The 24,360-nt window shown below is 47.8% G+C and carries 21 protein-coding genes; 14 read left to right on the forward strand and 7 right to left on the reverse strand.

Annotated features, from left to right (window positions below; all coding sequences use genetic code 11):
* Nucleotides 1–48 precede the first annotated feature (48 nt).
* The 3 genes from NST33_RS05365 to NST33_RS05375 form a co-directional block, all read right to left on the reverse strand.
* Nucleotides 49–1,065 carry an iron ABC transporter permease gene (locus NST33_RS05365; RefSeq protein ID WP_339307121.1) on the reverse strand — a complete coding sequence of 339 codons (1,017 nt, stop codon included), beginning with the start codon at nucleotides 1,063–1,065 and terminating at the stop codon, nucleotides 49–51.
* 2 nt (nucleotides 1,066–1,067) lie between these two features.
* Complete coding sequence (locus NST33_RS05370; RefSeq protein WP_339307123.1) at nucleotides 1,068–2,141, reverse strand: iron ABC transporter permease; 1,074 nt, start codon at nucleotides 2,139–2,141, stop codon at nucleotides 1,068–1,070.
* Nucleotides 2,142–2,240: 99 nt separating this feature from the next.
* Complete coding sequence (locus NST33_RS05375) at nucleotides 2,241–3,971, reverse strand: AraC family transcriptional regulator (RefSeq protein WP_339307124.1); 1,731 nt, start codon at nucleotides 3,969–3,971, stop codon at nucleotides 2,241–2,243.
* Nucleotides 3,972–4,467: 496 nt separating this feature from the next.
* On the opposite strand from NST33_RS05375, the gene NST33_RS05380 reads away from it, so the two are divergent.
* Both NST33_RS05380 and NST33_RS05385 read left to right on the forward strand, forming a co-directional pair.
* Nucleotides 4,468–5,469, forward strand: coding sequence for a Gfo/Idh/MocA family oxidoreductase (locus NST33_RS05380; protein ID WP_339307125.1), 1,002 nt, complete (start codon nucleotides 4,468–4,470; stop codon nucleotides 5,467–5,469).
* 20 nt (nucleotides 5,470–5,489) lie between these two features.
* Nucleotides 5,490–6,113, forward strand: a complete 624-nt coding sequence (locus NST33_RS05385; protein WP_339307127.1) for a pyroglutamyl-peptidase I — start codon at nucleotides 5,490–5,492, stop codon at nucleotides 6,111–6,113.
* Nucleotides 6,114–6,949: 836 nt separating this feature from the next.
* Here NST33_RS05385 and NST33_RS05390 read toward each other — a convergent pair.
* From NST33_RS05390 to NST33_RS05400, 3 genes are all read right to left on the reverse strand, one after another.
* Entirely contained in the window at nucleotides 6,950–7,792 is an 843-nt protein-coding gene (locus NST33_RS05390) for a 1,4-dihydroxy-6-naphthoate synthase (protein ID WP_036672450.1), read from the reverse strand.
* The gene (locus tag NST33_RS05395; RefSeq protein WP_339307129.1) at nucleotides 7,789–8,694 is read right to left on the reverse strand and encodes a futalosine hydrolase; all 906 of its coding nucleotides are present in this window, start codon (nucleotides 8,692–8,694) and stop codon (nucleotides 7,789–7,791) included. The genes NST33_RS05390 and NST33_RS05395 overlap by 4 nt, the downstream gene beginning before the upstream one ends.
* A gap of 325 nt (nucleotides 8,695–9,019) precedes the next feature.
* Nucleotides 9,020–9,238 carry a hypothetical protein gene (locus NST33_RS05400; protein ID WP_221818977.1) on the reverse strand — a complete coding sequence of 73 codons (219 nt, stop codon included), beginning with the start codon at nucleotides 9,236–9,238 and terminating at the stop codon, nucleotides 9,020–9,022.
* Between the two features lie 683 nt (nucleotides 9,239–9,921).
* On the opposite strand from NST33_RS05400, the gene NST33_RS05405 reads away from it, so the two are divergent.
* From NST33_RS05405 to NST33_RS05455, 11 genes are all read left to right on the forward strand, one after another.
* The gene (locus tag NST33_RS05405; RefSeq protein WP_036606399.1) at nucleotides 9,922–10,311 is read left to right on the forward strand and encodes a GntR family transcriptional regulator; all 390 of its coding nucleotides are present in this window, start codon (nucleotides 9,922–9,924) and stop codon (nucleotides 10,309–10,311) included.
* Nucleotides 10,304–11,206, forward strand: a complete 903-nt coding sequence (locus NST33_RS05410) for an ABC transporter ATP-binding protein (protein ID WP_339307131.1) — start codon at nucleotides 10,304–10,306, stop codon at nucleotides 11,204–11,206. Before NST33_RS05405 ends, NST33_RS05410 begins: the two co-directional genes overlap by 8 nt.
* Nucleotides 11,181–13,235 carry a hypothetical protein gene (locus NST33_RS05415; protein ID WP_339307133.1) on the forward strand — a complete coding sequence of 685 codons (2,055 nt, stop codon included), beginning with the start codon at nucleotides 11,181–11,183 and terminating at the stop codon, nucleotides 13,233–13,235. Before NST33_RS05410 ends, NST33_RS05415 begins: the two co-directional genes overlap by 26 nt.
* A 286-nt stretch (nucleotides 13,236–13,521) precedes the next feature.
* Nucleotides 13,522–14,625, forward strand: coding sequence for a hypothetical protein (locus NST33_RS05420; protein ID WP_339307135.1), 1,104 nt, complete (start codon nucleotides 13,522–13,524; stop codon nucleotides 14,623–14,625).
* An 80-nt stretch (nucleotides 14,626–14,705) separates the two neighbouring features.
* The gene (locus NST33_RS05425; protein WP_339307137.1) at nucleotides 14,706–15,725 is read left to right on the forward strand and encodes an alpha/beta hydrolase; all 1,020 of its coding nucleotides are present in this window, start codon (nucleotides 14,706–14,708) and stop codon (nucleotides 15,723–15,725) included.
* Between the two features lie 52 nt (nucleotides 15,726–15,777).
* Nucleotides 15,778–16,311: a nickel-responsive transcriptional regulator NikR gene (nikR, locus tag NST33_RS05430; protein ID WP_339307139.1), complete on the forward strand. Its 534-nt coding sequence runs from the start codon at nucleotides 15,778–15,780 to the stop codon at nucleotides 16,309–16,311.
* A gap of 284 nt (nucleotides 16,312–16,595) precedes the next feature.
* The gene (locus tag NST33_RS05435; RefSeq protein WP_339307141.1) at nucleotides 16,596–18,254 is read left to right on the forward strand and encodes an ABC transporter substrate-binding protein; all 1,659 of its coding nucleotides are present in this window, start codon (nucleotides 16,596–16,598) and stop codon (nucleotides 18,252–18,254) included.
* Nucleotides 18,255–18,296: 42 nt separating this feature from the next.
* Nucleotides 18,297–19,292, forward strand: a complete 996-nt coding sequence (locus NST33_RS05440) for an ABC transporter permease (RefSeq protein WP_339307143.1) — start codon at nucleotides 18,297–18,299, stop codon at nucleotides 19,290–19,292.
* Nucleotides 19,289–20,296, forward strand: a complete 1,008-nt coding sequence (locus NST33_RS05445) for an ABC transporter permease (protein ID WP_339307145.1) — start codon at nucleotides 19,289–19,291, stop codon at nucleotides 20,294–20,296. The genes NST33_RS05440 and NST33_RS05445 overlap by 4 nt, the downstream gene beginning before the upstream one ends.
* A gap of 2 nt (nucleotides 20,297–20,298) precedes the next feature.
* A complete protein-coding gene (locus NST33_RS05450) occupies nucleotides 20,299–21,255 on the forward strand; it encodes an ABC transporter ATP-binding protein (protein WP_339307147.1) in 957 nt (318 codons plus the stop codon).
* Nucleotides 21,245–21,856: an ATP-binding cassette domain-containing protein gene (locus NST33_RS05455; protein WP_339307149.1), complete on the forward strand. Its 612-nt coding sequence runs from the start codon at nucleotides 21,245–21,247 to the stop codon at nucleotides 21,854–21,856. The genes NST33_RS05450 and NST33_RS05455 overlap by 11 nt, the downstream gene beginning before the upstream one ends.
* Nucleotides 21,857–22,039: 183 nt before the next feature.
* On the opposite strand, the gene NST33_RS05460 is transcribed toward NST33_RS05455, so the two are convergent.
* Nucleotides 22,040–23,233 carry a MalY/PatB family protein gene (locus NST33_RS05460; protein ID WP_339307151.1) on the reverse strand — a complete coding sequence of 398 codons (1,194 nt, stop codon included), beginning with the start codon at nucleotides 23,231–23,233 and terminating at the stop codon, nucleotides 22,040–22,042.
* A 410-nt stretch (nucleotides 23,234–23,643) separates the two neighbouring features.
* Between NST33_RS05460 and NST33_RS05465 the strand changes: the two genes are divergently transcribed.
* Entirely contained in the window at nucleotides 23,644–24,336 is a 693-nt protein-coding gene (locus tag NST33_RS05465) for a stalk domain-containing protein (protein ID WP_339307153.1), read from the forward strand.
* The last annotated feature ends 24 nt before the right edge of the window (nucleotides 24,337–24,360 follow it).

Below are 24,360 nucleotides of genomic sequence, written 5' to 3' on the forward strand. Positions count from 1 at the left end.
TCTCCTTGAACATCTCTTGGATGTCTTATTTGTTTTTCTGAAAAAAGATCACTTGCTTCGTACTAACAGGTACAAAAAGTAAGGTGCACCAATCGCAGCAACCACCACGCCTGCCGGAATGGCATTAGGCTGAAAGATCGTTCGCCCGATCGTATCAGCGGTCACCAGAATAACCATACCGATGAGCCCGGCGGCTGGAATCAGATGCCGATGCATCGGACCAACAAGTTTGCGCGCCAGATGTGGCGCCGCCAGACCGATAAAGCCGATCCCACCAGCCATCGATACACTGACGGCAGACAAAGCCACGGCACAGAGCAGCAAAATAATACGCTGGGATCGGACAGGTGTCCCGATACTGGTTGCGGCAGCATCTCCAAGATTGAAGGCATCTAGTGTTTTGGATCGACTCCAAATATAAGAGATACATAACACCACCCAAGGAAGCAAAGCTTGCACATGAATCCAATCCCGGCCCCAGACGCTTCCTGCCAGCCAGCGAGCGGCAAAGGAATAAGTGTCTTCATCCAGACGCAGGGATAGATAGAGTGTTAACGCATGGAACCCGGCCGCTACCGCGATTCCCACCAGAATCAGCTTAATGGGTGATACGCCGTTGTGCCGATCATAAGATAACAGCATGATGATCAGGGCGGCAGCAACACTGCCTGCAAAAGCAAACAACGGGATCAGCAAGGCCACAGAACCATCCATCGTAAAGGAGAGACTAACAAACACCATTAGTCCAAATGCTGCCCCCGCATGTAATCCCAGAATACCCGGGTCCGCCAGTGGATTGCGGGTGATCCCTTGCAAGGCCGCTCCGGCAATACCAAGTCCTGCTCCAGCCAATACAGTTACCAGGATGCGAGGCAGTCGGTAATCAAACAGTACAATCTGATCATCCGAATTGCCATTACCAAGCAAAGTCTGTAACACAGCCATTGGGGAGAGACGAATGGTTCCGGTGTTCAGGCTGATCACAATAACGGCAATGGCGATGCAGAGCAGCGTGATACTGACGATGATCGAACGTTTACCTCGTGAAGGTGTATTAAAATTCATCGCTACAAGGCCCTCCTTTCTTTACGGGCCAGATAGAGGAAGAACGGTACACCGACAAAAGCGACCATAATGCCTACCGCGAGCTCCTCGGGCGGGTTCACGATGCGTGAGCCCAGATCGGCGAGCACCAGTAATATCGCTCCAAGCAGAGAAGACATCGGAATGATGAGTCGATAATCCACACCCACCAGTTTGCGGGAGATATGAGGGATGACCAGTCCGACAAATCCAATGGAGCCTACTGCCGACACGGACACACCAGCCAGCACAACAACCGCTGCAAGGGCGAGAAATCTCGTCCAGCGCAGGTTGATCCCGAGATTAATCGCCACTTCTTCACCGAGTGACATAAGCGATACACGCCGAGCAAGTGGCATAATCAGTATTAGTGTGGCGAGCAGCACGGGAAGAATCAGCTTGAGATGCCGCCATTCTATTCCACCGAAACCTCCCGCATACCAGAAGGCCAGATCCTGACTCAGGTCAAAATAAATGGCAACGCCTGTGCTGAGCGAGGTTAACATGGCTGCAATAACGGCTCCGGCAACGGTCAGTCTAATGGAATTCAGACCACCAGGTGCTGCCATTCCAAGCAGGAAGATAAGCAGTGTGCCCAGAACAGCCCCCATGAATGATAAAAACATAATCCAGCCGTATGGCAGTCCGGGCCAAAAGGCAAAGCTCAGTGCTACGACAAAAGTGGCTCCAGCATTGATGCCCAGAATGCCTGTGTCTGCCAGCGGATTGCGTGTAATGCCCTGCATTAAAGCTCCTGCAACAGCAAAGGAAGCGCCGATCATAACCGCGGCAAGGACACGAGGCAGCCGCAGCTCATGAATAATCTGATGTGGTGTCAAAGCCGGGTTGTACTGAAATATGGCAGCCCATACGGTTTCCAGCGTTAACCCTTTGGCACCTAAAGAGATTGCGACAAACATACTTAGCAGCAGTATGGCTATGGCAGACAAAAACGTCAGCCCAACAGTCACTGCAGATTTTCTTGAATTAGACGGACGATGTGGCAGTCCCGGATGTTGAATACGGGTCACTCCTTTGGTACCAACAACGTATTTCATTGTTATTGATTATCATTATCAATTAGTGATCATTATAAAATCTTAATTCAGGCCCGTACATGGCATAAATTAAGATTTTGGAGATGGACATTTTTTAGATTACAAAAGTGAAGGTTTGTTCGTCAATATAGAGAGCGCTTCCTCGAGCTGGATGTTGATGGAATATGGAGCATATACAACCCATGAGTTCCAGTCGATGAGATGTACACGTCCGTTTTTTACCGCAGGATGGCTGTTCCACAGTGGATTCGAAGCCATCTCTTTCAACAGTGTTGCCTTTTCATGCATAGAATTAATCGCCAGTACCAGCACATCTGCCTCCAGTCCGTCCCATTCTCCTGGTGTGAAGGGCAGCCAGTTGAATCCAATGCCGGGAGATTTGCCAGCCAGTTCGGTCTGAATACGCTGAGGAGCGGCCAGTTGCAAGGTTCGATAAAAGACATGTCCAAAGTTCCGATGGCTGTACATCCGTGGACCTTTAGGCGTTAACGTGCCAACGGCAACGGTAATGTTCCCGACCAATTCCTTGATTTTTTTGCGTGCACGCTCTGCCTTGCGTTCATGTCGATCCAGCCAATCTGTCGCTGCTTGGGTACGATCCACAATGGATGCAATCTGATGCAGATGACCGAAGACGTCTGTCTGGTTCCAGGGAATCGTGATGATGGGCGCGACATCGCCAATATGCTCCATGGCTTTGGCAGCTGCATTGTCCTTGGTCAGAATCAATTCGGGATTCACATCCAGGAAAGCCTGACGTCCCTGTTCCCAAGGTTCATAGGCGTGAAAGGGCAGCGTCAGCGATTTGGGCATATGAGGAAGATGGCCTTGGATCTGAGCTGCGCATGGCGTGATGCCAAGTGTCATCAGGTGGTCTGTGTATGGATAGGAGAGTGACACGATATTTCGGTGGACCTGCTTCGAATAGGAAGTTGGCGCATAACCGGCATGGTTTCGGAAACGTCGGCTGAAATAAAATTCGTCGCGGTAACCCACTTCACGAGCCACATCACGGATACGCAGATCGGAAGTGAGCAGTAATTCCTTGGCCCGGTTCATACGCAGATGAGTGATGTATTCAATCGGATTCTTCTGCATGCGGCTCTTGAATAGCTGCGAGTAATAGGACGGGTGCATGTCAGCCAGTTCAGCCAACTTTTCGAGCTTGATCTCGTGCATATAGTTTTCGCGCATGTATTGCAGGGTGGACCTGAGCCACTGTTCGGGTTCATCCTGCCCAGCCCCTACGTCAGTCTGGTCTTCTTGAGGCCAGAGCATATGTAACAGTTCCGTCAGGAAGAGCTGTGCCTTCAGGCCTGTTTCCATACCTTCATTGCTTAATTGTGTAAGCTGTGCGGCAATGCGCTGTATACCGTAAAATGGGCCTTGAATCCAGCCTGTAACAGGTGAACTGAGCTCACGTTCGTAGATTCGTCTGGCTTTTGTTTTCTCCGTAGCCCGATACAGATCAAAGTGAATCATATACAGTTCAATATCATGGTCATCATCACTAATCAGTTCAATTGCAGTTCCTGGTAGGGACAGGCAAGCTGATTTGCGAACCACGTGGGATTGGGTCCCATTCATGATCAGTTGGCCTGTAAATTTGTGCATGTATATGAAGGTATGATGAGCTAGCTTAGTTGTGGACCAGAGCCATTCCCCACGGGTTATAATATGTTCTGCCTGACGAAGTTCGATAAGGGTATCATTCAGGAATGCATCCAGATCTGCTCGGGTTGAGGATTCCTTTTCTGCATTGGGACTTGTCTGCTTATGCAACATGTGTGGATTCATGCCGCTGTGGGCGGTACCCGGGATGGTAGTCATGGTGTTATGAGTCCTCCTCTCTTTTGAACAGTTTAGGTAATGATTGAATATGGAACGCACTATATTTTCTCGGACCTGAACGTCTTTCTTGAACGTCTATTGATGCGTTTTGCATGATGTTATGATTACTGGCTGTCTTGTCAAAAGCGCGTTTGCAGTATAGTCAGATGTTTTATGAATAGCACAGGGTATATGATCCTGATCCTGTTATCAGATGTGATCGATAGTTTAACCAGATTGTCGTTAGTAATAAGTATGCTTAGGGACAAGAATTCTTGGCCAAGGTCTGCTGATAATCTTAGCAAATCTACTGGAGAATTGAAATGTATACAGATATGTTCGAGGCCCTGATGAGCTTGGATTCTATTGAAAGCACATAATCGAAATCGTTTTCTGACGTAAGCGTTTCTTTTTGGTAAAATAAAGGGGATAACATGTTGGCCTGATCAGAATCATGAACCTTTTCAACTCAAATTGCAGTAGGGAGGCTTTAAATATGACAGAAGTAGTGGGACAGGACAAAGTACGCTGGGGCATTATGGGCACGGGATGGATTGCATCCCAGTTTGCAAAGGATTTGGAACATGCCGGGAACGCGGAGAAAGCAGTGGTAGGTTCACGGACAGCGGGAAGTGCGGAGAAGTTTGCAGCTGAATATGGTTTTGCACGCGCTTACGGTTCTTATGAAGAGATGCTGCAAGATCCTGAGGTAGATATTATCTATGTGGCAACACCTCACCCTGTGCATAAGGAGAATGTAATGGCTTGTCTGGAGGCAGGCAAGGCGGTGCTATGTGAAAAGCCGTTTACGATGAATGCACGTCAGTTGGAGCAACTGGTGGAGACGGCACGGGAGCGTAACCTTTTCCTGATGGAAGGGATGTGGACACGCTTTTTGCCACCGATCGCTCAAGCCAGAGCATGGATTGCAGAAGGACGCATCGGTGAAGTACGTTTGCTCCAGGCAGACTTTGGATTCCGTGTCGGCTGGGAGCCGGAAGGAAGATTGCTTAATCCGGATCTGGGTGGGGGAGCTTTGTTGGATGCAGGAGTGTACCCGATTTCTTTTGCTTCGATGATCTTTGGCGAACAGCCCCAGCATGTATGGAGTACGGCCAATATCGGTAAGACGGGTGTGGACGAGCAGTTTTCCGTGTTGTTGTCCTATTCCGAGGGACGTTCTGCATCACTGAGTGCTGCCATTCGTCTGAATCTCAGCAATGAAGCAGTCATATACGGTACGGAAGGCAAGATACGTCTTCCTTTATTCCTGGCGGGCAAAGAAGCCTATCTGCATGTGAATGGTCAGGACGAGCCTGAGAAGTTCACGGATGATCGAACATGTATTGGTTATGCTTTTGAGGCAGAAGAAGCGGGACGTTGTATCTTAGAAGGTCGGACGGAGAGCCATACCATTAAACTGGACGAATCCCTGGAAATCATGAAGCTGATGGACACGATTCGGGGCCAGTGGGGATTACGTTACAAATCGGAGTAACAGACAGGAGCTGAGGTGTGATGGTGAAGATTCTGATATCCGGGTTTGAACCTTTTGGCGGGGATGCAGTGAATCCGGCGGGGACGTTAATGGATGCTCTTGCGAACGAAGTGATCGAGGGTGCTGAGCTAAAAACAGCACTGTTGCCCGTGCACTTTGATGAATGTGCAGACCTGCTGATCGCAGAGATGGAAGCCTATCGGCCAGATGTGGTCATCGCCTGTGGGCTGGCCAAGGGCAGAACGTCCATCACACCGGAGCGGATCGCCGTGAATGTCAAAGACATTCCGCCTGGCTCCTACGCGGATAACCAGGGACAGCGTCCTGTGGACGAGCCAATTGTAAACGGCAGCCCGGATGGGTTGTTCTCCACCTTGCCCATACGTGCCATGGTGAATGACATGTCGGCAGCAGGTATTCCCGCTGCCGTGTCCAATACAGCAGGTACATATATCTGCAACAATACAATGTACCGGGTGCTGGATTACATTCGAGTAGGGCAACTTCCGATCCGTGCAGGATTTGTACACTTTCCCGCCTCCACAGAGATGGCGGTGTTGCAGCCTTCTGTCCCGTCGCTGCCTATTCCCATGATGCTGGATGCGCTGCGGATCATGATTCGTACGGTTGTGGCTGATTCGTAGGGATGGTTCCGATTGTTCGGCTGCGGTTGCAGCAGATCGTAGGCGATGGTTGGTTGGATTCGTAGACCGCCGTTGCGAGAGGGAGAGCAGTGGGGTGGGATGATGGAGTACAGTAGGGTTCAAGATGACGCGGAGAGCGTGGAGTTGCATGGGTTTCTTTCCGCTTCGATCTTGGGTTGAGTAGAGTGTTAGATATGACTATAAATATGAAGTTGAATATAGAGTGAAAAAAAGAGCTGTCCCTCCGTCATAAGTCTGACGTTAGGGGACAGCTCTTTCTATTTCGTGTGTCATGTGTAGTGTAGTCCAACATGGTTAGTGAGGTCCCTAGTTTGCAGCAAGTATCTTGATGAAAGTTTTTTACCAAGTTAAAAATTAGAATCTAAAACCGCAACCACGAACCTCAAATCCGAAACCCGGTAAGGCTTATATAACTGTTGCTGGAAGGTAGGAATTCAGCAAAACAGGTACGGGGAAGTTAAAGGACAGACTCCGATTCGTGCCCTCCTGAATACGACCTTTACTACCCCTAAGTAACTAAGCTCTAAAAATAAAAGATGGCAAGGACATCGCCATCACCCTGGATACTAAGAAGTTTGTATCAAATGAACACCCTATACAGGACCCTAACGAAACGAGCGCACGCTATACGCCGAAAATCCGCACATACCAATTTCTAACGAATCGTAGAAGCGTTATTGTGTGGAATGAAGCGAGTTTGTCGGTGATATGAACGAATTTTAGCCGAATACGGTGTCTGAGATTCTTTAGAATTCTCATACCACGTTATTCGGCTAAATAAGGTGCGCTGGTTATAGAGCGTACAGATATAGATGTTAGATTCGCAACAGATCAAGGTCGAACTCAGGAACGAGTCCTTCTTTCATGGCGCGGCCAAGCAGTGCAGTGATTGCGCCGTAACCATCATCACCCAGGTTGGCGCTGAATTCGTTAACATACAGTCCAATGTGCTGTGCAGCTACGTCAGGGTCCATTTCTTGGGCATGTTCCATAACGTATGCTCTCGACTCATCCGGGTGCGCCCATGCATATTCAACCGACGCGCGTGCCCATCCGGCGAGGGCATGAGCATCCATGTTGCGACGTGCGATGATTGCTCCAAGCGGGATCGGAAGGCCTGTGTCGCTTTCCCACCAGTTCCCGAGATCTGTCATTAGTTTGAGATCATAGTTCTGGTACGTGAAGCGTGCTTCATGGATGACAAGTCCGGCATCGATCTTGCCGTCTCGCACAGCAGGCATGATCTGGTCGAATGGCATGACAACAATCTCGCCTACACCACCCGGAACATTTTGCGCTGCCCACAGACGGAATAATAGATATGCTGTCGAGCGTTCACTTGGCACAGCAACCCGTCGTCCAGACAGATATGCTGGATCGGTCGTGCCATTTGCGGTCAGAACCAACGGACCACATCCTCTGCCAAGTGCGCCTCCAGCAGGAAGCAGAGCATAGTCAGATAACACGTATGGCAGTGCTGCATAAGATATTTTCATCACTTCAGGTGTGTCGGGTCCATCGGGATTTGCCGCCAGACCATTGGTGATATCAATATCAGCATAACGGACATCCAGCTCAGGTGCGCCCGGGATCAACCCGTGTACCCACGCGTGAAAGATAAATGTATCGTTTGGACAAGGGGAAAATGCAATTTTCATGATGTAATAACCTCCCGTATAATGGAACTTGCAGCCTGAAGCGCATCGAGGGCATCCTTGATGCGCCAAGCGTCGCGGTCGCGTGGACCGACCGCGTTGGATATGGCCCGCAGTTCGAGTGCTGGCACGCCGAACTGCTGGGCAGCTGTTGCCACGCCGAAGCCTTCCATACCTTCGGCGGCGGCATCCGGCACGCGGCGCAATAGCTCTGCGGCCGTCTCCGCTGTTCCGGTCGCCGTAGACACGGTGACCGCAGTGCCTCCGCTGACAGCGAGCCCAGCCCGCTGCAGCTCATGGCGCAGGCGAGCGGCAAGCTCCGCGTCCGCCGCCACAATGGACGAGCCGAATCCGAGCTCGTCCACACTAAGGAAGCCGTCTGGCGTCTGCGAGCCCAGATCGGCGGCAACCATGGCGTCCGCTACCACGAGGGAGCCGACGTCCGCCCGGCCGGGGAACCCGCCGCCGATGCCGGCACTGATCACCAGCATGTAGGCTGGTGAAGATCCGGCTCCAGCAAGGGGCCCCGGCCTTGAAGATGTGGCAGATGCCTGTGCCACATCGGATGGGCTTGGCGTAGTGGAACCCTGCGCCAATGCCCTAGTACTTGCAGCCGCTACGGCATATGCCAATGTAGCGGCTGTTCCTGCTGCGGCTGAGGCTGGGCCAACGCCCGCAGTGATGACATCAAATCGTTCCGCGGCCGTATCTCCCAAACCACGGAGGACCGCATCTTTTTCCGCATCAACCGCAGTTACAATTAACACACGTTGTGATGAATTTGTTTGAACCGGACTTATATCTGAAGTGTTTATTTCCCCAGTTGAATCCCCGTGGTGTCCACTATTTTCGAATGATGCGTTTGATTTATTATTCTGATCTTCATCCTGTTTATGTTCATTCATCTCGGATTCTCCTTATGAGGTATTAGAGGCGTAGCATATGCCTCCATAGCATCGTACTTACAACAAGCTTTTAGCTACACTTCTTTGAGTTATTACTGCCTTGTTATTTCTGTGTAAATGTATAGTCCAACTTATATAAATGGAATTCGGGCATGTATTTGTCCACTACAAAAGGACATTCATCTTAATTTTGTCTTTCAAAGAGTGGACACTTTTCTTAAAAGATACTATATCCATCCAGGAATATGAAACACTACATATAGATGTTTTCAGATATAAAATTAAAAATGATCTATATGTAGAATATCAATTCCGAAGTGCTTTCTCATGTCCGTGTCCACCCTTTGAAAGACATATCTACAATATGTATGCTCAGTGCGGACAGCACGAGTTGGCCCTCCAAACGAACAGATAAACGACTAAAAAGGCTGAAGACTGCCCCAATCCAATCAACGCTAATCATATATCGACCTTCGGATGTTAGACCAACAGACCAAACGAATAACGGGTCCAGTCTACACTCGACCACTACATAATAGCTCATTTGTGCAAACCCGAATTTAAAGTAAATACACAGTCTTGCTAACTCTAATATAGCTGTCTGCTGTAAAGCTAACCGTTTGTGCAGACAATAGGTCTATAACGCAACACAACACAACACAACACAACACAACATATATAACGAATAACAGACCTAACAATCAATCAGATTAAACGCGCACAAAAAAGTAACAAAGACATAGTGATCACTGAACATAATTTTATCTCCATCATAACGGAAGGGGAAAGACCTGAACAACCTTTGCATGTAATTCTATCAAAAGTGGTCAAGCAAAAGGTTTTGGGTAGCCGTATCACTTCAAGTAGCCACATCTAGCCACTTCGCTTCAGATAGCCGTTCTGCCTAACCTCATGTGAATGCCATCTGATCGTGCCCCGTCCCAAGTCGAAATGAACTTGCTTCCAATCATTTGATATGTCAAATAAACCATATAACCTCTCTTTACTAACGTACTCCCAATAAAACAAGAAGTCAAAGTCAACGGTTGACAATCTGATTTAACTGTATTAATAATAGTAGTACAGTTAATACACCTAAGGGTTGAATACGTACAGCTGTACAACTTAGGTAATGCCTTTTTACACCTAGATAACTACACATACACCTCAGATACAGTCATTTAAACTCATAGGTTGTTTCACACATTTACAGAAAGGAGGTGCGGGATGTTCGAATTAGATGTACGCAGCCGTAAGGCGATCTACGAGCAACTAGTGGACAAAGTCAAAGAAATGATCGTATACGGTATTCTAAAGCCCGACGAGCAGCTTCCTTCCGTTCGTGCGTTATCCACGCAGCTGACCGTGAATCCAAATACGATTCAGAAAGCGTATCGTGAGCTTGAACGTGAAGGTTACATTTATTCTTTGCAGGGAAAAGGGAGCTTCGTATCATCGTCAGTGGAACATCCGAATGAAGCCATGAGAGATGAGATCAGAGAGTCTCTGGTGAAGTTGATTGCAGAAGCTTCGTATTCTGGTTTGACCAAAGCGGATATGACGCTTTTGTTTGAGGAAGCGATGGCCCGTATAGAGAAGGAGGAGCCTCATGATTGAGCTGAATCAAGTCGTCAAAGCGTTTGAACAGGAGAAGGCAGTGGATGGCGTAACGATGCACATACATAAGGGATCGATCTATGGTCTGCTCGGTTCCAACGGGGCAGGCAAGACATCGCTGCTCAAAATGATAGCTGGCATTTATCGTCAGGACAGCGGAACTATTCGTATCGAAGATAATGAGATTTATGAAAATATGGATCTCAAAGGCCGCACAATTTTTATGGCAGATTCACCCTACTTTTTCCCGCAATCTTCAATAACTCAGATGGCTGCATTTTATCGTTCGGTATATCCGCGTTGGAATGAGGAACGGTTCAAGCAACTGGCTACCGTGTTCAAACTGGATGTAAAACGTAAGTTACATCGCATGTCCAAAGGCATGCGCCGTCAGGCAGCTGTATGGCTGGGACTTAGCTGTATGCCTGAAGTGCTGCTGATGGATGAGCCGATAGATGGCCTTGATCCCGTCATGCGCCAGCAGATTAAAAACTTGCTGTTCCAGGAAGCAGCTGAGCGTCAAGTAACCATTGTCATCTCGTCGCACAACTTGCGTGAGATCGAAGATCTGTGTGACCATGTGGCGATTATGCACAAAGGCCGAATTATTGTAGAGAAGGATCTTGATGATCTGAAGGCCGATACGCATAAAATCCAGGTTGCTTTCCGCCACCCGGACCATGCCAAAGCCATGGATGAGCAGATTGATATTTTGCATCAAGAGAAACGGGGAAGTGTATCCCTGTACATCGTCAAAGGCAATCGACAACAGGTCACGGATCAATTCCGTGTACATGATCCGTATCTGCTGGATGTACTGCCTTTGACGCTCGAAGAAATCTTTATCTACGAAATGGAGGACGCAGGGTATGATATTCAACCGATTGTTCTGTAACCGGGGCATCCTGATCCAAAATTTCAGACAGCATGGATGGATAGGCATTTTATATCTCATCACATTGTTGTTCTCGTTACCTTTATATATTGGAACACAATATATAGAAGTGCCTCTGGAAATCACCAGTCTGTTTCAGGCCAATGAAATTCATCTGCTATTTGCGCTGACCTTTCCTGTCGCCATAGCTCTGCTACTCTTCCGTTATATTCAAACTGGTGCACCTGCGGACTTATACCACAGTCTGCCATTACAGCGTAAACATCTGTTAACGATGAATCTGTTGACTGGATATGTCATGATTCTGCTTCCGATCTGGATAACCACCGGGATTACCGGGTGGGTATGGGCGGTGCTCGATCAACCATCCTATATTTTCAGTGGTCATGATATCTGGATGTGGGGCGTGACGATGAGCATCTTCTCATTGTTTATGTTTACCCTGACGGTTGCCGTGGGAATGTGTATAGGCCAATCTATTCTGCAAGGACTTACAGTTTTTGGTCTAATATTAATTCCGGTGATCTTCTGGGGAGTTTATGAGCTTCATTTACAACGTTATTTGCTTGGCTTTACGTACAATAATTCGAGTAACTTTAACATGGAAAAAACATCCCTGCTCTTCCGAATGAGCTCTATGGGTTATTATCCTCCAGAATGGGGGGAATTGGTAATTTATGCGGCTATAACTTGTATACTCTTCGTGTTGTGTTATGTGCTGTATGCGAGAAGACATGTAGAGTCGGCGACACAAGCAATTACGTTCAGGATCGTCAAACCCATCTTCCGTTTTGGATTCATGTTCACATTGGTATTATTAGGAGGTGCCTACTTTACCAGAATTGCTCCTGAAGGATCAGGTGTATGGGGTATTTTTGGTTATCTGCTAGGTGGTGTGGTTGGTTATATTGGTGCTGAGATGATTATACGTAAAACATGGCTCATCTGGAGCAGCAGGTTACTCCCCCGGTTTGCAGTATATGGTATCGTGGCAGGATTAATTTTGTATATCCCTGTAGCCGATTGGAACGGTTACGCTAATAATGTGCCCTCAAAGGAAAATGTACAAATGGTACGACTGGGAGGAGACCATTACATCTATGTGAATGATAAAAGTGTAAAACTGGATGATAGCCCATTTTATTCAGATACTCCGGGTTATGTGGATGCTGTGCTTGCACTGCATCAGAAAATTGTGCACTCCGATCTGCCTTTGCTCGAAAGAGTACGTAATCAGAACAGCGGTCAGAACAGAAGCAACGATGAATATGTATTGATCGACTACCAACTCAATAATGGGAAAACGATGACACGTAGGTATCAGATTCCCGAAGAAGAATTCAGGCAGGAATTAGCAGAGGTAAAACAGTGGGAAGATTATAAATCAACGACTTATGACACCTATGCACTGGATGAAGATGTTCGCAGTATTGGTATTCGATCCAGTCTCAACTCGGAGCGTAAAGTATTCATTAGCGATCCTAAGCTGATTCGTGAATTCAAGGAACTTTTGAAGTCTGAAATACTCAATCAGACATATGAGGACCAGCTATCCTCATGGGAATCGTTCGCTTCGATAGAAGTCTATCAGGATTATCTTGATGAAGCATCTTCCAAAGAAAAGCTGGATCGACCGAGCCACAGTGTGAGTTATCAGTTTAAGGCAAGCTATGGCCGCTTGATGGAATGGATCAAACAGAACAATCTCTATGATCAACTTACGGTATCGGCTGAGGACATGGCTTCTGCCCAATTTGTTAAACAGGAGATTGATAATCCAGGTAAATACAGAATGGTGTATCCTGAGCCTAATTTTGTGGATGTAAATATCGATGGTAACAGACAGGTCGCTACCAAAAATAAAAAAATAATCAGCGATCTGCTACTGCGACAAAGAACCGGTTTTTACACCGATCAGGATACGGTCTACCAAATTAAGCTTAACTCGGTAAGGGGGTCGAACATCTATATGATGCTGAAAGAAGAGGATCTGACCGAGGAAATGAAAGCTATTTTGGTCAATCAATAAGCTGAGTTGTATCAGTTGTTAACTATAAGCGGGAAGGGTTCTCCCGTTGATCGAAAGTTTTATTCAACCAGTGAAACCAGATTTGCTTGACCAGAAACAGTGAATGGAATATATTAGAAAAAGGGAAGGTTCGAGTGACTCGTTCAATCGAATCTCATATGGAACGGCTTATGAGGGAAGCACCCGTAAGAGCAGGCAAATGCCTGACTTGCGGGTGCTTTTTTGTCGTTCGATGATTTCGTTGGCTATTCTGCTAAATATTTTAGAAGAAAGGGTGTAGAGACGCATGCAAACAGAAGCATGGAAGGAAACGATAAATGAACAGGAGGCCATGGTATGTTGTTCCCTATTGGAACGATCAAGCTCTCATAACTTCATAGAACATCACGGTTTAGTAGAAGAGAAGAAGGGGCGACAGCATATCGAAGATATATCTACAGAAGAAATAGCTTTAATGGAGACGAATGACATTCTATTCCCTTCTCCAATAGCAGGTAGCCATAGTCACATGATGGAACAAAGTAACGTTCGGCGTCAGCAATTGCCATCGTTGACTCATCTTATTTTCGGATCACGCCTGCTTATAGGGCTTGTGATTCTGTTCAGCGCAAGCACGATCTACTTTGCTTCTTCAGTGGAGGCTGCGGATATAGATCTTGGCGTAACCGCGCAAAAAGCATGGGACTCCGTATTGAACAAAGCCGATGCACAAACCAAGTTAACGTTGAAGCAAGCGTACGAGAAAGTGGGGAACTGGAAGACACAAGAGCAGGCTTGGGAACAAAAAATAAAGACACTTCATGCCGGAAATACCGCGGAATTGGAGCGATTACGTGTAGAAATAAGACAAACCGATGATGCGAAGGTCGCAGCTCTAACTGAAAAGGTAAAGCAAACCCAAGCCCGATATGAACCGCTATTCGCCCTCTATAGTTCAGTCAATCGACAGTTGGATGCAGCCAAAGCCATCAAAAACAAGGAATGGAGTACAGCAATCCGCACTCAGGCAGAGACGTTGAGACCCGTAGTGAAGCTTGCCAGAGAAGACATCCGGATCAAGAAAAAGGAACTTGCCGAAGCACGTAAACGGAAGAGCACTGAAATAAAACGTTTACGAGCTATGCTAGCAGGGGCCGACTCCGCGAAGAAACAGATTCAAACGGCTAAAAAACAGACGAGTCTGGCAAAAGAACGATATGCAAACGCCCTGCAACAGTTCAAACAGAGTACAAAACAAAGCCAAACGTCACGTGTACTCAGCTCATTGAACACCTTGGCGTCTGCAGCAGAGAAGTGGGCAGGCACAAAACAACATATCCACACACTGGAGCAAAAAGTATCCACTACGTATGTGAAAGTCAGACAGGAAATCGCCAAGAGACCCAAATAAGAGGAAACCCGGTCCTCTCCGCAACGTACACAACTTTAGGTGTAAAGACGCTTCGATGATGATGGAACGAGGTGGAACTATTGCAGTCCAAGTTGGAAACGAAACGTATGGGGGCCAAAGGTTTTAAACGTAAACGTTACTGGATTCCCAGCGTTGTACTAATTTTGATCATAGGTTTTATTGGGATTGGTACACAATGGACACCCAAAATAACAGTATTTTTATTAAAATCATTGATTGAAATTGCTAATCCAGACACTAAGGACACTATGCTCTCGGAAGGGATAACTCGTGTTGCGGATGTACCCTATGCAGACGAAGGGCGTAATGACAGTACGCTGGATATCTATTATCCTTCCGTAACATCGGAACCTTTGCCTGTTGTGTTGTGGGTTCATGGTGGTGGATGGGTCTTGGGTGACAAAGAGGACATCGCAGATTATGCCGTACAATTAGCCAAGCAGGGTTACGTTGTGGTCAGTATGAATTATGCGCTCGCACCGGATACGAAATATCCCACTCCCGTGATCCAGACGAATCAGGCTTTGACTTACGTGAAGAACCATGTCAGTGAGTATCAGGGTGACCCAAAAAAAATATTTCTCGCAGGCAATTCGGCAGGTGCCCAGATTGCAAGTCAGACTGCGGCAGTGGTGACGAATCCTTCCCTCGCCAAACTGATGAATATAACACCAGCCGCCCAGCCGGAAGAGTTGCGTGGAGTTCTTCTATTCTGTGGTCCTTACAATCTGAGTACAGTAGCGGAAACGGGATTTCCGCTTATACGGACATTTCTCTGGTCATATACCGGAGTCAAAACATTCGAAGACTATCCACGTCTGCATGAAATGTCGACCGTGCTTCAGGCCACAGCAGCGTACCCGCCTGCATTTATTACCTCAGGCAATGATGACCCATTGACCAGTCAATCGATTGAGCTGGCACAAGTATTGAAGCGCCTTGATGTTGAGGTGGAAACCTTGTTTTTCTCAAACTCATCAGAGAAGCTGGGACATGATTATCAATTTGATCTGGAGAGTGATGCTGGACAACAGGCGATACATTCGGCAGTACGATTCATGAAACAGTATAGTCGATGAGCAGACAAGTCTGTGGTACACTCGAAGCAAATGAGGGCGCAGGAGGAGAAGTATGGCAGATAAAGAAGATTTGACCCGGTTCGGGGTGGCGTTTCCTACACCTCTAATTGAGCAGTTTGACCACTATATTGAGGAACAGGGATACAAAAACCGATCTGAGGCTTTCCGTGATCTTGTTCGCAAAACATTACTGCAACCTTCTGCATTACAATCCGACCAGGATGTGGCAGGCACCATTGTGATGGTCTACGATCACCATATCAGTGATCTTCCCATTCGTTTGATGGAGCTGCAACATGAGGCGCATCATGACATCATTTCCAATATGCACGTGCACCTGAACCATGACCAATGCCTGGAGGTAATTGCCGTACGGGGTAACCTGGAACGATTGCGTCATTTGCATCAACAGATCCAGGTACAAAAAGGTGTTTTGTATGCGGAGCTGTCTGTGACTTATGTGGATGAACTCAACAAACTGGCTCATGCTCAGAGTCGTCAGGATGGCAATCCGGATCAAGGCCTGGATCACAATCACAGTGCGGGTCAGCATGGTCACAGCCATCATCATCGATCTGCGGAGTAAGACAAATACGAGTGTAATTTCTATGAAAATATAACAAATCTAAAAAAACAGATTATTGGTTAAATGCCAACGTCTGTTTTTTTTGTTTGTTATAATACCTGACTTTATAGAGAGCTACAAATGCTCGGTTATATAACTTTTTAATTATTAATTCTGTAATTTGAAAAAATATGGATTATGAAGTTAACTTTGTTGACATATGATTTATGTTTTGTGCTACAATTTCTCTAAAAAGTAACACGAAAAAGTGATTGCAGCACAACTTTAGAGGGGGAACGACCAGAATGGGCAGATTTTCATGGAGATGGGGAAAACGAAAAGTTAGAACAGGATTAGGCATCTTGCTTGTATGTTCCATTGGTTTATCAGGTTGTGCACAGGGCACAGCGCCAACAGCTTCATCAGTAGAGGATGGACGATCAGGTACAGCCTTAACCAAAGACGAATTGGTGCTGGCCGTTGGCACCGAGCCGGAAGGCGGGTTTGATCCAACAACCGGATGGGGGCAATATGGGTCACCACTTTTCCAGAGTACCTTGCTGAAGCGGGATGCCAAGCTACAACTGGTTAACGATCTGGCTACCGCATACTCAGTTAGTGAAGATGGGCTGACCTGGACGGTTACACTCCGGAATGATGTAAAATTCGCTGATGGGGAGCCACTTACGGCTGAAGATGTAAAATTTACGTTTAATACGGCTGCTCAGAGTGGGTCTGTGATTGATTTGACGAATATGGCTGATGTGCAGGCACCCGACGATAGCACGGTTATATTCACATTGAAGTCGCCGCAGTCTACATTCATCAGTCTGCTGACGACACTTGGCATTGTACCTGAACACGCCTATGGCGCTGATTATGCGGAACATCCAGTCGGATCAGGACCGTACAAGCTGGTTCAGTGGGACAAAGGACAACAGGCTATCGTTGAAGCCAATGAAGAATATTACGGTAACAAGTCTGCATTCCACAAACTCACCTTCCTCTATCTGGATGAAGATGCAGCCTACGCCGCTGCACAGGCAGGTACGGTGGATATCGCTGCTATCCCGGCAGCGTTTAGCAAGCAACAGGTGAATGGCATGAGCTTAGAGGCCGTGAAAACCGTAGATAACCGGGGCATCATGTTCCCCATGCAACCTGCTGGTGCCAGGTCGGGCGAGGGTCTTCCCGCAGGGAATGATGTGACATCTGATCTGGCGATTCGCCAAGCGGTGAATGTTGTGATTGATCGTAAGGCTTTGGTTGAGGGTGTACTGGAAGGGTATGGTCGTCCGGCTTATTCCGTTAGTGATGATCTGCCTTGGAGTAATGCGGAAGCTGTATTTACGGATGCCAATCTCGAAGAAGCGAGGCAGATTCTGGCCGCTGGTGGCTGGGTGGATGCGGATGGTGATGGTATCGTCGAGAAAAACGGCGTGAAGGCCGAGTTCAATCTGCTTTATTTTGCAGGTGATTTAACAAGACAATCTCTGGCACTGGCTGCTGCGGATATGGTAGCCCAGGCGGGAATCAAAATCAATGTTGAAGGCAAAAGCCGTGAAGAAACAAAAAAGCTGGCTTTCTCCAACGCTGTGTTATTTGGTTGGGGCAGTCATGATCCACTAGAGACGTATAACCTCTATAGCAGTACTCATAAAGGAGAAGGGTATTACAATGTGGGGCTGTACAGTAATCCTGTCGTGGATTCTTGGATGGACAAAGCCCTTCAGGCAACAAGTGAAGAAGAGGCATTGCCGTTCTGGCAGAAAGCGGAATGGGATGGAACAACAGGTTTCAGTTATCAGGGTGATGCGCCATGGGCATGGCTCGTAAATATAGATCATCTGTATCTGGTTACGAATGGACTGAACATTGGCGAGCAGCAGATCCATCCTCATGGTCACGGCTGGCCGGTGACAACCAATCTGGAGGAATGGTCCTGGGATAACAGTACAAAGTAGGAAACGTAACGGTAGCTTTAGCCTGAATTGGGGAGAGATTGGATGACAGGCAGGAATGGATGGGCCAGATTTGTTGGTTTTAAAATGTTGCGACTTGTATCTCTATTGGTTGGAGTCAGTGTGTTGTCTTTTATATTAATGCAATTCTCTCCTGTTGATCCGATCGAAGCCTACATTGGTGGAGACATGATCCGGGTAAGCGCCGAACAGCGCAGTTTAATCGAAGAACGTTGGGGATTGAATGAATCTCCCGTGGAACGATTACTAACCTGGGGACAAACGCTGATTCAGGGAGATCTGGGGACATCAATGATTTACAGACAGCCTGTAGCGGATATTATCCAGGAACGGTTCATGAATTCTGTTGCGCTTATGGCTGTGGCTTGGATATTATCCGGCATCATTGGTTTCACTCTTGGTGTAGTTGCTGCCATGAGACGGAATTCGAAGCTGGATCGCCTGATCTGTTGGTATTGTTATACGCTGGCCTCCACGCCGGTATTCTGGATTGCGCTGTTGCTGCTGATGGTATTTGGGGTGTGGCTTGGATGGCTTCCAGTTGGCCTTGGGGTACCCGCAGGAATGTCAGCTGATCAGGTCACATGGGGAGATCGAGCTATTCATATGATTCTGCCAGCGTTGACCCTCAGCTTGACTGGGGTAGCTTCGATCGCTTTGCATACACGCCAGAAGCTCATGGATGTGCTGGAGTCAGATTATATTCTGTTTGCGAGAGCGCGGGGTGAGCGTGGATTTCAGCTGTTCCGTCGACATGGGTTCAGACATGTTGTTTTGCCAGCCATCACGCTGCAGTTTGCTTCGTTCAGTGAACTGTTTGGTGGGGCTGTGCTTGCAGAACAGGTATTTTCATACCCCGGCCTTGGTCAGGCAACGGTTCAGGCGGGGTTGCGCGGTGATGTTCCACTGCTGCTCGGACTTGTGATGTGCAGTGCGATCTTTGTTTTTACAGGTAATATGGTGGCCGACATTCTGTATCGCTTGATTGATCCACGGATGAAGGAGGAGCTGATGTCATGAAGCAGACGGTAGAACGCTCCTCCGAACAGACGGCAGAAACAGCCGAAGCACAGAAAGTGAAAACTGCGAATCAAGAGGTACGGTACAACATTAATACAGGGTCTCTACAAGCTGAGACAGGAACAGGGGCAGGAACAACACGCCAAAAGAGAAGAAGGTACATGGGTGTCAGCAATCAACGTTTCCGAAATCCTCGCCAAAGAGCGGTGATCTGGGGAAGCCTCGCGGTGATCTGGATTGTCATCGTGTGGTTGACGGGCAGGCTGCTTCCGGCTGGTTCTACGCTGACTTCATTAATGGATCGGAATATGGCTCCAACCTGGGCGCATCCATTTGGCACAGATTGGATCGGAAGAGATATGTTCATGCGTACGTTAAAAGGATTGGCAACCAGCATTCAAGTTGGTTTGCTTGCAGCTTGTGGTGGCGGACTGGTCGCACTACTGCTTGGACTGGGGGCGGCTTCTAGCAAGGTTGCTGACCGGGTAATCTCATGGATCATCGACCTGTTCCTGAGTGTGCCACATCTGGTATCGCTGGTCATGCTGGCCTTTGTATTCGGTGGAGGTCTGGCAGGAGTGGCGGCAGCGATCGCGCTGACGCACTGGCCGAATCTGGCACGGATTGTAAGAGCGGAGATGATTCAACTGAAATCCGCAGAATACATTCAGATTTCACACAAGTTGGGTCAATCGCGGTTACAGATTGCGGTGCAGCATATGCTGCCACATCTGGTCCCGCAGCTGTTCGTGGGCGTACTGCTAATCTTTCCCCATGCGATTCTGCATGAGGCAGCCATTACGTTTCTGGGGCTGGGATTGTCCCCGCAACAACCGGCCATCGGAATTATTTTGTCCGAGTCGATGAGATATTTATCTGCTGGCATGTGGTGGCTCGCCTTTTTCCCGGGACTGGCATTGTTACTGGTTGTTCGTGCGTTTGATGTATTGGGCAATAGTCTGAAGACATTAACGGGTACGGGTAGTTCAAGGGAGGTGAGGTAAATATGGCTCTTCTTGATATTGAGGGAGTGTCCGTGTCATTTCGGCGCGCTCGTGGTTGGTTTGGGCATGAACAGACGTATGTCATTCAGAATCTGGATCTTTCCATAAACGAGGGCGAGATCGTGGCTGTTGTAGGCGCGAGTGGATCGGGTAAAAGTGTTCTGGCACAGGCCATCATGGGCATTCTGCCCACCAATGCCAGGTTGGAGGGGCGTATTAGCTATAGTGGCGAGCCTTTGACTCTAGAGCGGCAGCTTCAACTGCGTGGTGATGAACTGATGTTAATCCCGCAATCCGTTAGTTATTTGGACCCGTTGATGAAGGTGGGAAGGCAAGTTCAGCCGGTGACCCTGGATTTGGGACGGAAGCGTAGGTTCATGAATCAAACTCACTTGAAAAAGACGGAGCAGGAGCTGACGGATCGTTATCATCTTCCTCAAGGAACAGCCGGGAAATACCCGTTTGAGTTGTCCGGAGGTATGGCAAGGCGGGTGTTGATGGCTACAGCGACCTCCGGTCATCCAAAGCTGATCATCGCAGATGAGCCAACACCAGGCATCCATCCCGAAGTGCTGGCCGAGACAATGAAGCAATTTCGTGAACTTGCAGATCAAGGTGTAGGCATTCTGTGGATTACTCATGATATCACGACCGCCCTGACGGCAGCGGATCGCATCGCTGTATTTTATGCGGGGGCCAATGTAGAGACGGCGCAGGTGGATGATTTTAAAGGGAATGGAGAACGTCTGCGTCATCCATATACAAAAGCGCTCTGGAATGCGTTGCCGCAGAATGGATTTCAGCCACTCCAAGGCTCCCAGCCGTTGGCAGGTCAAGAGATCACTACAGGCTGTGCATTTGCTCCCCGATGTAATGCAGCAACCGCTGTATGTATCGATGAACGTCCAGAGCTTCGTAAGGTACGGGGCGGAGAAGTGAGGTGTTTCCATGTCACTTGAAGCACGGGAGGCAAGTTATCGTTATGATCAGAAATCATGGGTATTCCAACAGATGAACATACAGGTGCAACAGGGAGAAGTGGTTGGCTTGTGGGGACCAAGTGGCTGTGGAAAAACAAGCCTTGGACGCATCCTTGCAGGATATGCCGAACCTGTGGCAGGGCAAGTGCTACTGGATGGGAGACCACTCCCTCGTACAGGAGTATGTCCGGTTCAGCTGGTGTTCCAGCACCCGGAGAAAGCTGTGAATCCACGCTGGCGAATGCGTCGTGTACTCCAAGAGGCAGCTGTGCAAGATGAGCAGTTGCTCGAAGCTTTGGGTATTCAGCAAACCTGGTTGGACCGCAGACCGAGTGAATTATCCGGTGGAGAACTGCAGCGTTTCTGTGTGGCGCGAGCACTCGGTGCATCGACACGTTACGTGATCGCAGATGAGATGACAACGATGCTGGATGCGATCACTCAGGCACAGATCTGGCATACCGTGATGGAAGTGGCTCGCCAGCGTGATCTGGGATTACTGATCATAAGCCATGATCGAGATTTGCTGAACAGGTTATGCGACAGAATGACACCGATGCCGATATCGATGTCACTGTAATTTTAATTATGTTCAATAAATAAAAAGATTGAATACAAAAGGGTGCCCCTTGTGGAGTCGTTGACCATGAATGTGAGTCATGGACTTGACTACGGGGCACCCCTTTTTCTATTTTGACAAATATTCGTCATTTAACGAACAGTACACGTTCTGTTCGCAACGTACATAGATGTAACTGACAGTTTATTTGCCCGACACATTGCTGACCAACACAGATAACCTGCGCATCGCCTCTTCAACCGTAGAACGTGGACAGGCTACATTAATACGCATGAACCCTGTACCCTCTGTTCCAAAGAAGCTCCCGTCATTGAAAGCAAGCCCTGCTTCATGAAGCAGCATGTTGCATAGTTGTGCATGGGGAATATTCAATTCCCGGAAATCCATCCATAACAGATAGGTTGCTTCGGGCAGATGCATTTTGATCTGTGGCATGTGTTCCGTAACATACTGTTGTACATACTCCATATTTCCACGGATATAGGCAAGGCACTCATCCAGCCATTCCTCGGCCCCATTGTATGCAGCTTCGGTTGCCACAGCTCCCAGTGTACTGATACTGGCAAGTCCCATCGTTTTTACACCCTGCGCAAACGATTCTCGCAACTTGGCATTGGGGATGATGATGTTGGATGTGCAGAGGCCAGGAATGTTGAACGTTTTACTTGGAGCCGTACAGATGATACTTAGATCAGAGACGGCGTCCGAGATCAGGGTCAGTGGTGTATGGGTTCCGCGCTGATGAACAAGATCGGCATGGATTTCATCTGAAACCATCAGTACGTTGTATTGCAGACATAGTGACGTAAGCCCTTCAAGCTCTTCACGAGTCCATACACGTCCAACCGGGTTATGAGGACTGCACAGAATCAGCATTTTGACCCGACCGGTCTGCAAGCTGGATTCCAGTTGTTCCAGATCCATCGTGTAATGACCGTTATTCTCTACTAAAGGATTGGTGATCAGTTCACGGCCCTGACCACGTACTACTTCATAGAAGGGAGCATACACCGGGGTTTGGATGACCACTGCATCTCCCGGTTGAGTGAATCGTTGTACAGCAATGCTGAGTGCGGGCACAATACCTGGAGTGAATACAATCCAGTCATCGTTAATTTTCCAGTTGTGGCGCCGTTCCATCCAGCCTGCAACAGCTGCATGATACGCTTCAGTCCGTACTGTATAACCAAAAATCCCGTGCTCCATCCGTGTTTGCAGGGCCTGAATGACGGATGGTGGAGCAGCAAAATCCATATCGGCCACCCACATCGGAAGCGCATCAGCAGCGCCGAAGATATCCTCAAGCGCATCCCATTTTTCTGATCCGGTAGAGATCCGGTTAATAGACTGGTCAAATGTACTGTTATTGTTATTCATCGTATTTAATCCCCCTAGAGTTCCGTTCCTTCGACCACAAATCGACAAATAATTATCTAATACATTGGTTAATTTCGCAACTGTTGTGCGTGTATAATTAGCTTCATATGTATGGTCCGGATTTCGGGACTTTATTCATATAAGAACAACTTAACTAGCCAGAGAACAACGGGCATACGACAAAGACTATTTTTGTACGCCCTTGGTCCTGTTTTGTCCATTTATCGTTTACAACCTCTTGTCAGATGCTATTATATTGCTAACATTTGGTGGAACAACGGGCTGTTATCCGAATAAGCTCGTACCCATACATGATGAGCATAACTACATGAGTCTTTCGCGTACATCGAGCGATCGCTTGAATCGTATTATGCATAAGGCTGACATTTGAACTCAGGAGGCGTTTAGGGATGAAAAGCAAAAAGTGGTTGATTGCTGCGGGTGTGTTTGGCATGGTGTTAACCGGATCGGCAGGTGTATATGCAGGTACACAACTTGAGACAATCAAAGCTTATCTGAACCATGGGCTCGCCATCGAAGTGAACGGACATAAATTTACACCGACAGGTGACCAGGGCAAAAAGCTTGCGCCAATTACATATCAAGGCAGTACATATCTCCCCGTTCGTTCGATTGCTGATGCGTTGAAGACCGAAGTGAAGTATGATTCCCAAAACAATAAAGTAAGCATCGGCTCTTCGAGCTCTTCTGGTGGGTCAACATCCACAGGCAACAGCGGATCAACATCACCATCCACAGGCACGAACACACAGGCGTCAGGCGTGAAGTCCAAGTATCTGCCAGCAGATTTCCCGTTACCGAAGGATGCAAAGGCAATCAGCCTCATTGAAAGCAATGTAGACGGCGACAATAAAAAAGTCGTGCTCACGTACACGACCAAAGAATCTTTGCTGACCGTTGGAACATCCTACAAAGACTACTACCAGACCAAAAATCTAAGCCAGAACACGCAGGATATCCAGGCAGACGGCTTCAGCATCGTGGGTCGTGAAGATGGCAAATATGCCGTAACCATCACAGGTTCGGTGTCTGCAACCAACAAGGATCTGAATGAAATCACCGTAGTGTGGGGCGAAGAGTAATCTTTCCTTCTATAAAAAAGTGAA

The organism is Paenibacillus sp. FSL L8-0435 (assembly GCF_037965655.1).
Lineage (GTDB): Bacteria > Bacillota > Bacilli > Paenibacillales > Paenibacillaceae > Paenibacillus.

Coding starts and splice junctions, on each gene's coding strand:
- NST33_RS05365 (WP_339307121.1), bottom strand. CDS start 1,065: ATGAATTTTAATACACCTTCACGAGGTAAACGTTCGATCATCGTCAGT.
- NST33_RS05370 (WP_339307123.1), bottom strand. CDS start 2,141: ATGAAATACGTTGTTGGTACCAAAGGAGTGACCCGTATTCAACATCCG.
- NST33_RS05375 (WP_339307124.1), bottom strand. CDS start 3,971: ATGACTACCATCCCGGGTACCGCCCACAGCGGCATGAATCCACACATG.
- NST33_RS05380 (WP_339307125.1), top strand. CDS start 4,468: ATGACAGAAGTAGTGGGACAGGACAAAGTACGCTGGGGCATTATGGGC.
- NST33_RS05385 (WP_339307127.1), top strand. CDS start 5,490: ATGGTGAAGATTCTGATATCCGGGTTTGAACCTTTTGGCGGGGATGCA.
- NST33_RS05390 (WP_036672450.1), bottom strand. CDS start 7,792: ATGAAAATTGCATTTTCCCCTTGTCCAAACGATACATTTATCTTTCAC.
- NST33_RS05395 (WP_339307129.1), bottom strand. CDS start 8,694: ATGAATGAACATAAACAGGATGAAGATCAGAATAATAAATCAAACGCA.
- NST33_RS05400 (WP_221818977.1), bottom strand. CDS start 9,238: ATGAGCTATTATGTAGTGGTCGAGTGTAGACTGGACCCGTTATTCGTT.
- NST33_RS05405 (WP_036606399.1), top strand. CDS start 9,922: ATGTTCGAATTAGATGTACGCAGCCGTAAGGCGATCTACGAGCAACTA.
- NST33_RS05410 (WP_339307131.1), top strand. CDS start 10,304: ATGATTGAGCTGAATCAAGTCGTCAAAGCGTTTGAACAGGAGAAGGCA.
- NST33_RS05415 (WP_339307133.1), top strand. CDS start 11,181: ATGATATTCAACCGATTGTTCTGTAACCGGGGCATCCTGATCCAAAAT.
- NST33_RS05420 (WP_339307135.1), top strand. CDS start 13,522: ATGCAAACAGAAGCATGGAAGGAAACGATAAATGAACAGGAGGCCATG.
- nikR (WP_339307139.1), top strand. CDS start 15,778: ATGGCAGATAAAGAAGATTTGACCCGGTTCGGGGTGGCGTTTCCTACA.
- NST33_RS05435 (WP_339307141.1), top strand. CDS start 16,596: ATGGGCAGATTTTCATGGAGATGGGGAAAACGAAAAGTTAGAACAGGA.
- NST33_RS05440 (WP_339307143.1), top strand. CDS start 18,297: ATGACAGGCAGGAATGGATGGGCCAGATTTGTTGGTTTTAAAATGTTG.
- NST33_RS05445 (WP_339307145.1), top strand. CDS start 19,289: ATGAAGCAGACGGTAGAACGCTCCTCCGAACAGACGGCAGAAACAGCC.
- NST33_RS05450 (WP_339307147.1), top strand. CDS start 20,299: ATGGCTCTTCTTGATATTGAGGGAGTGTCCGTGTCATTTCGGCGCGCT.
- NST33_RS05455 (WP_339307149.1), top strand. CDS start 21,245: ATGTCACTTGAAGCACGGGAGGCAAGTTATCGTTATGATCAGAAATCA.
- NST33_RS05460 (WP_339307151.1), bottom strand. CDS start 23,233: ATGAATAACAATAACAGTACATTTGACCAGTCTATTAACCGGATCTCT.
- NST33_RS05465 (WP_339307153.1), top strand. CDS start 23,644: ATGAAAAGCAAAAAGTGGTTGATTGCTGCGGGTGTGTTTGGCATGGTG.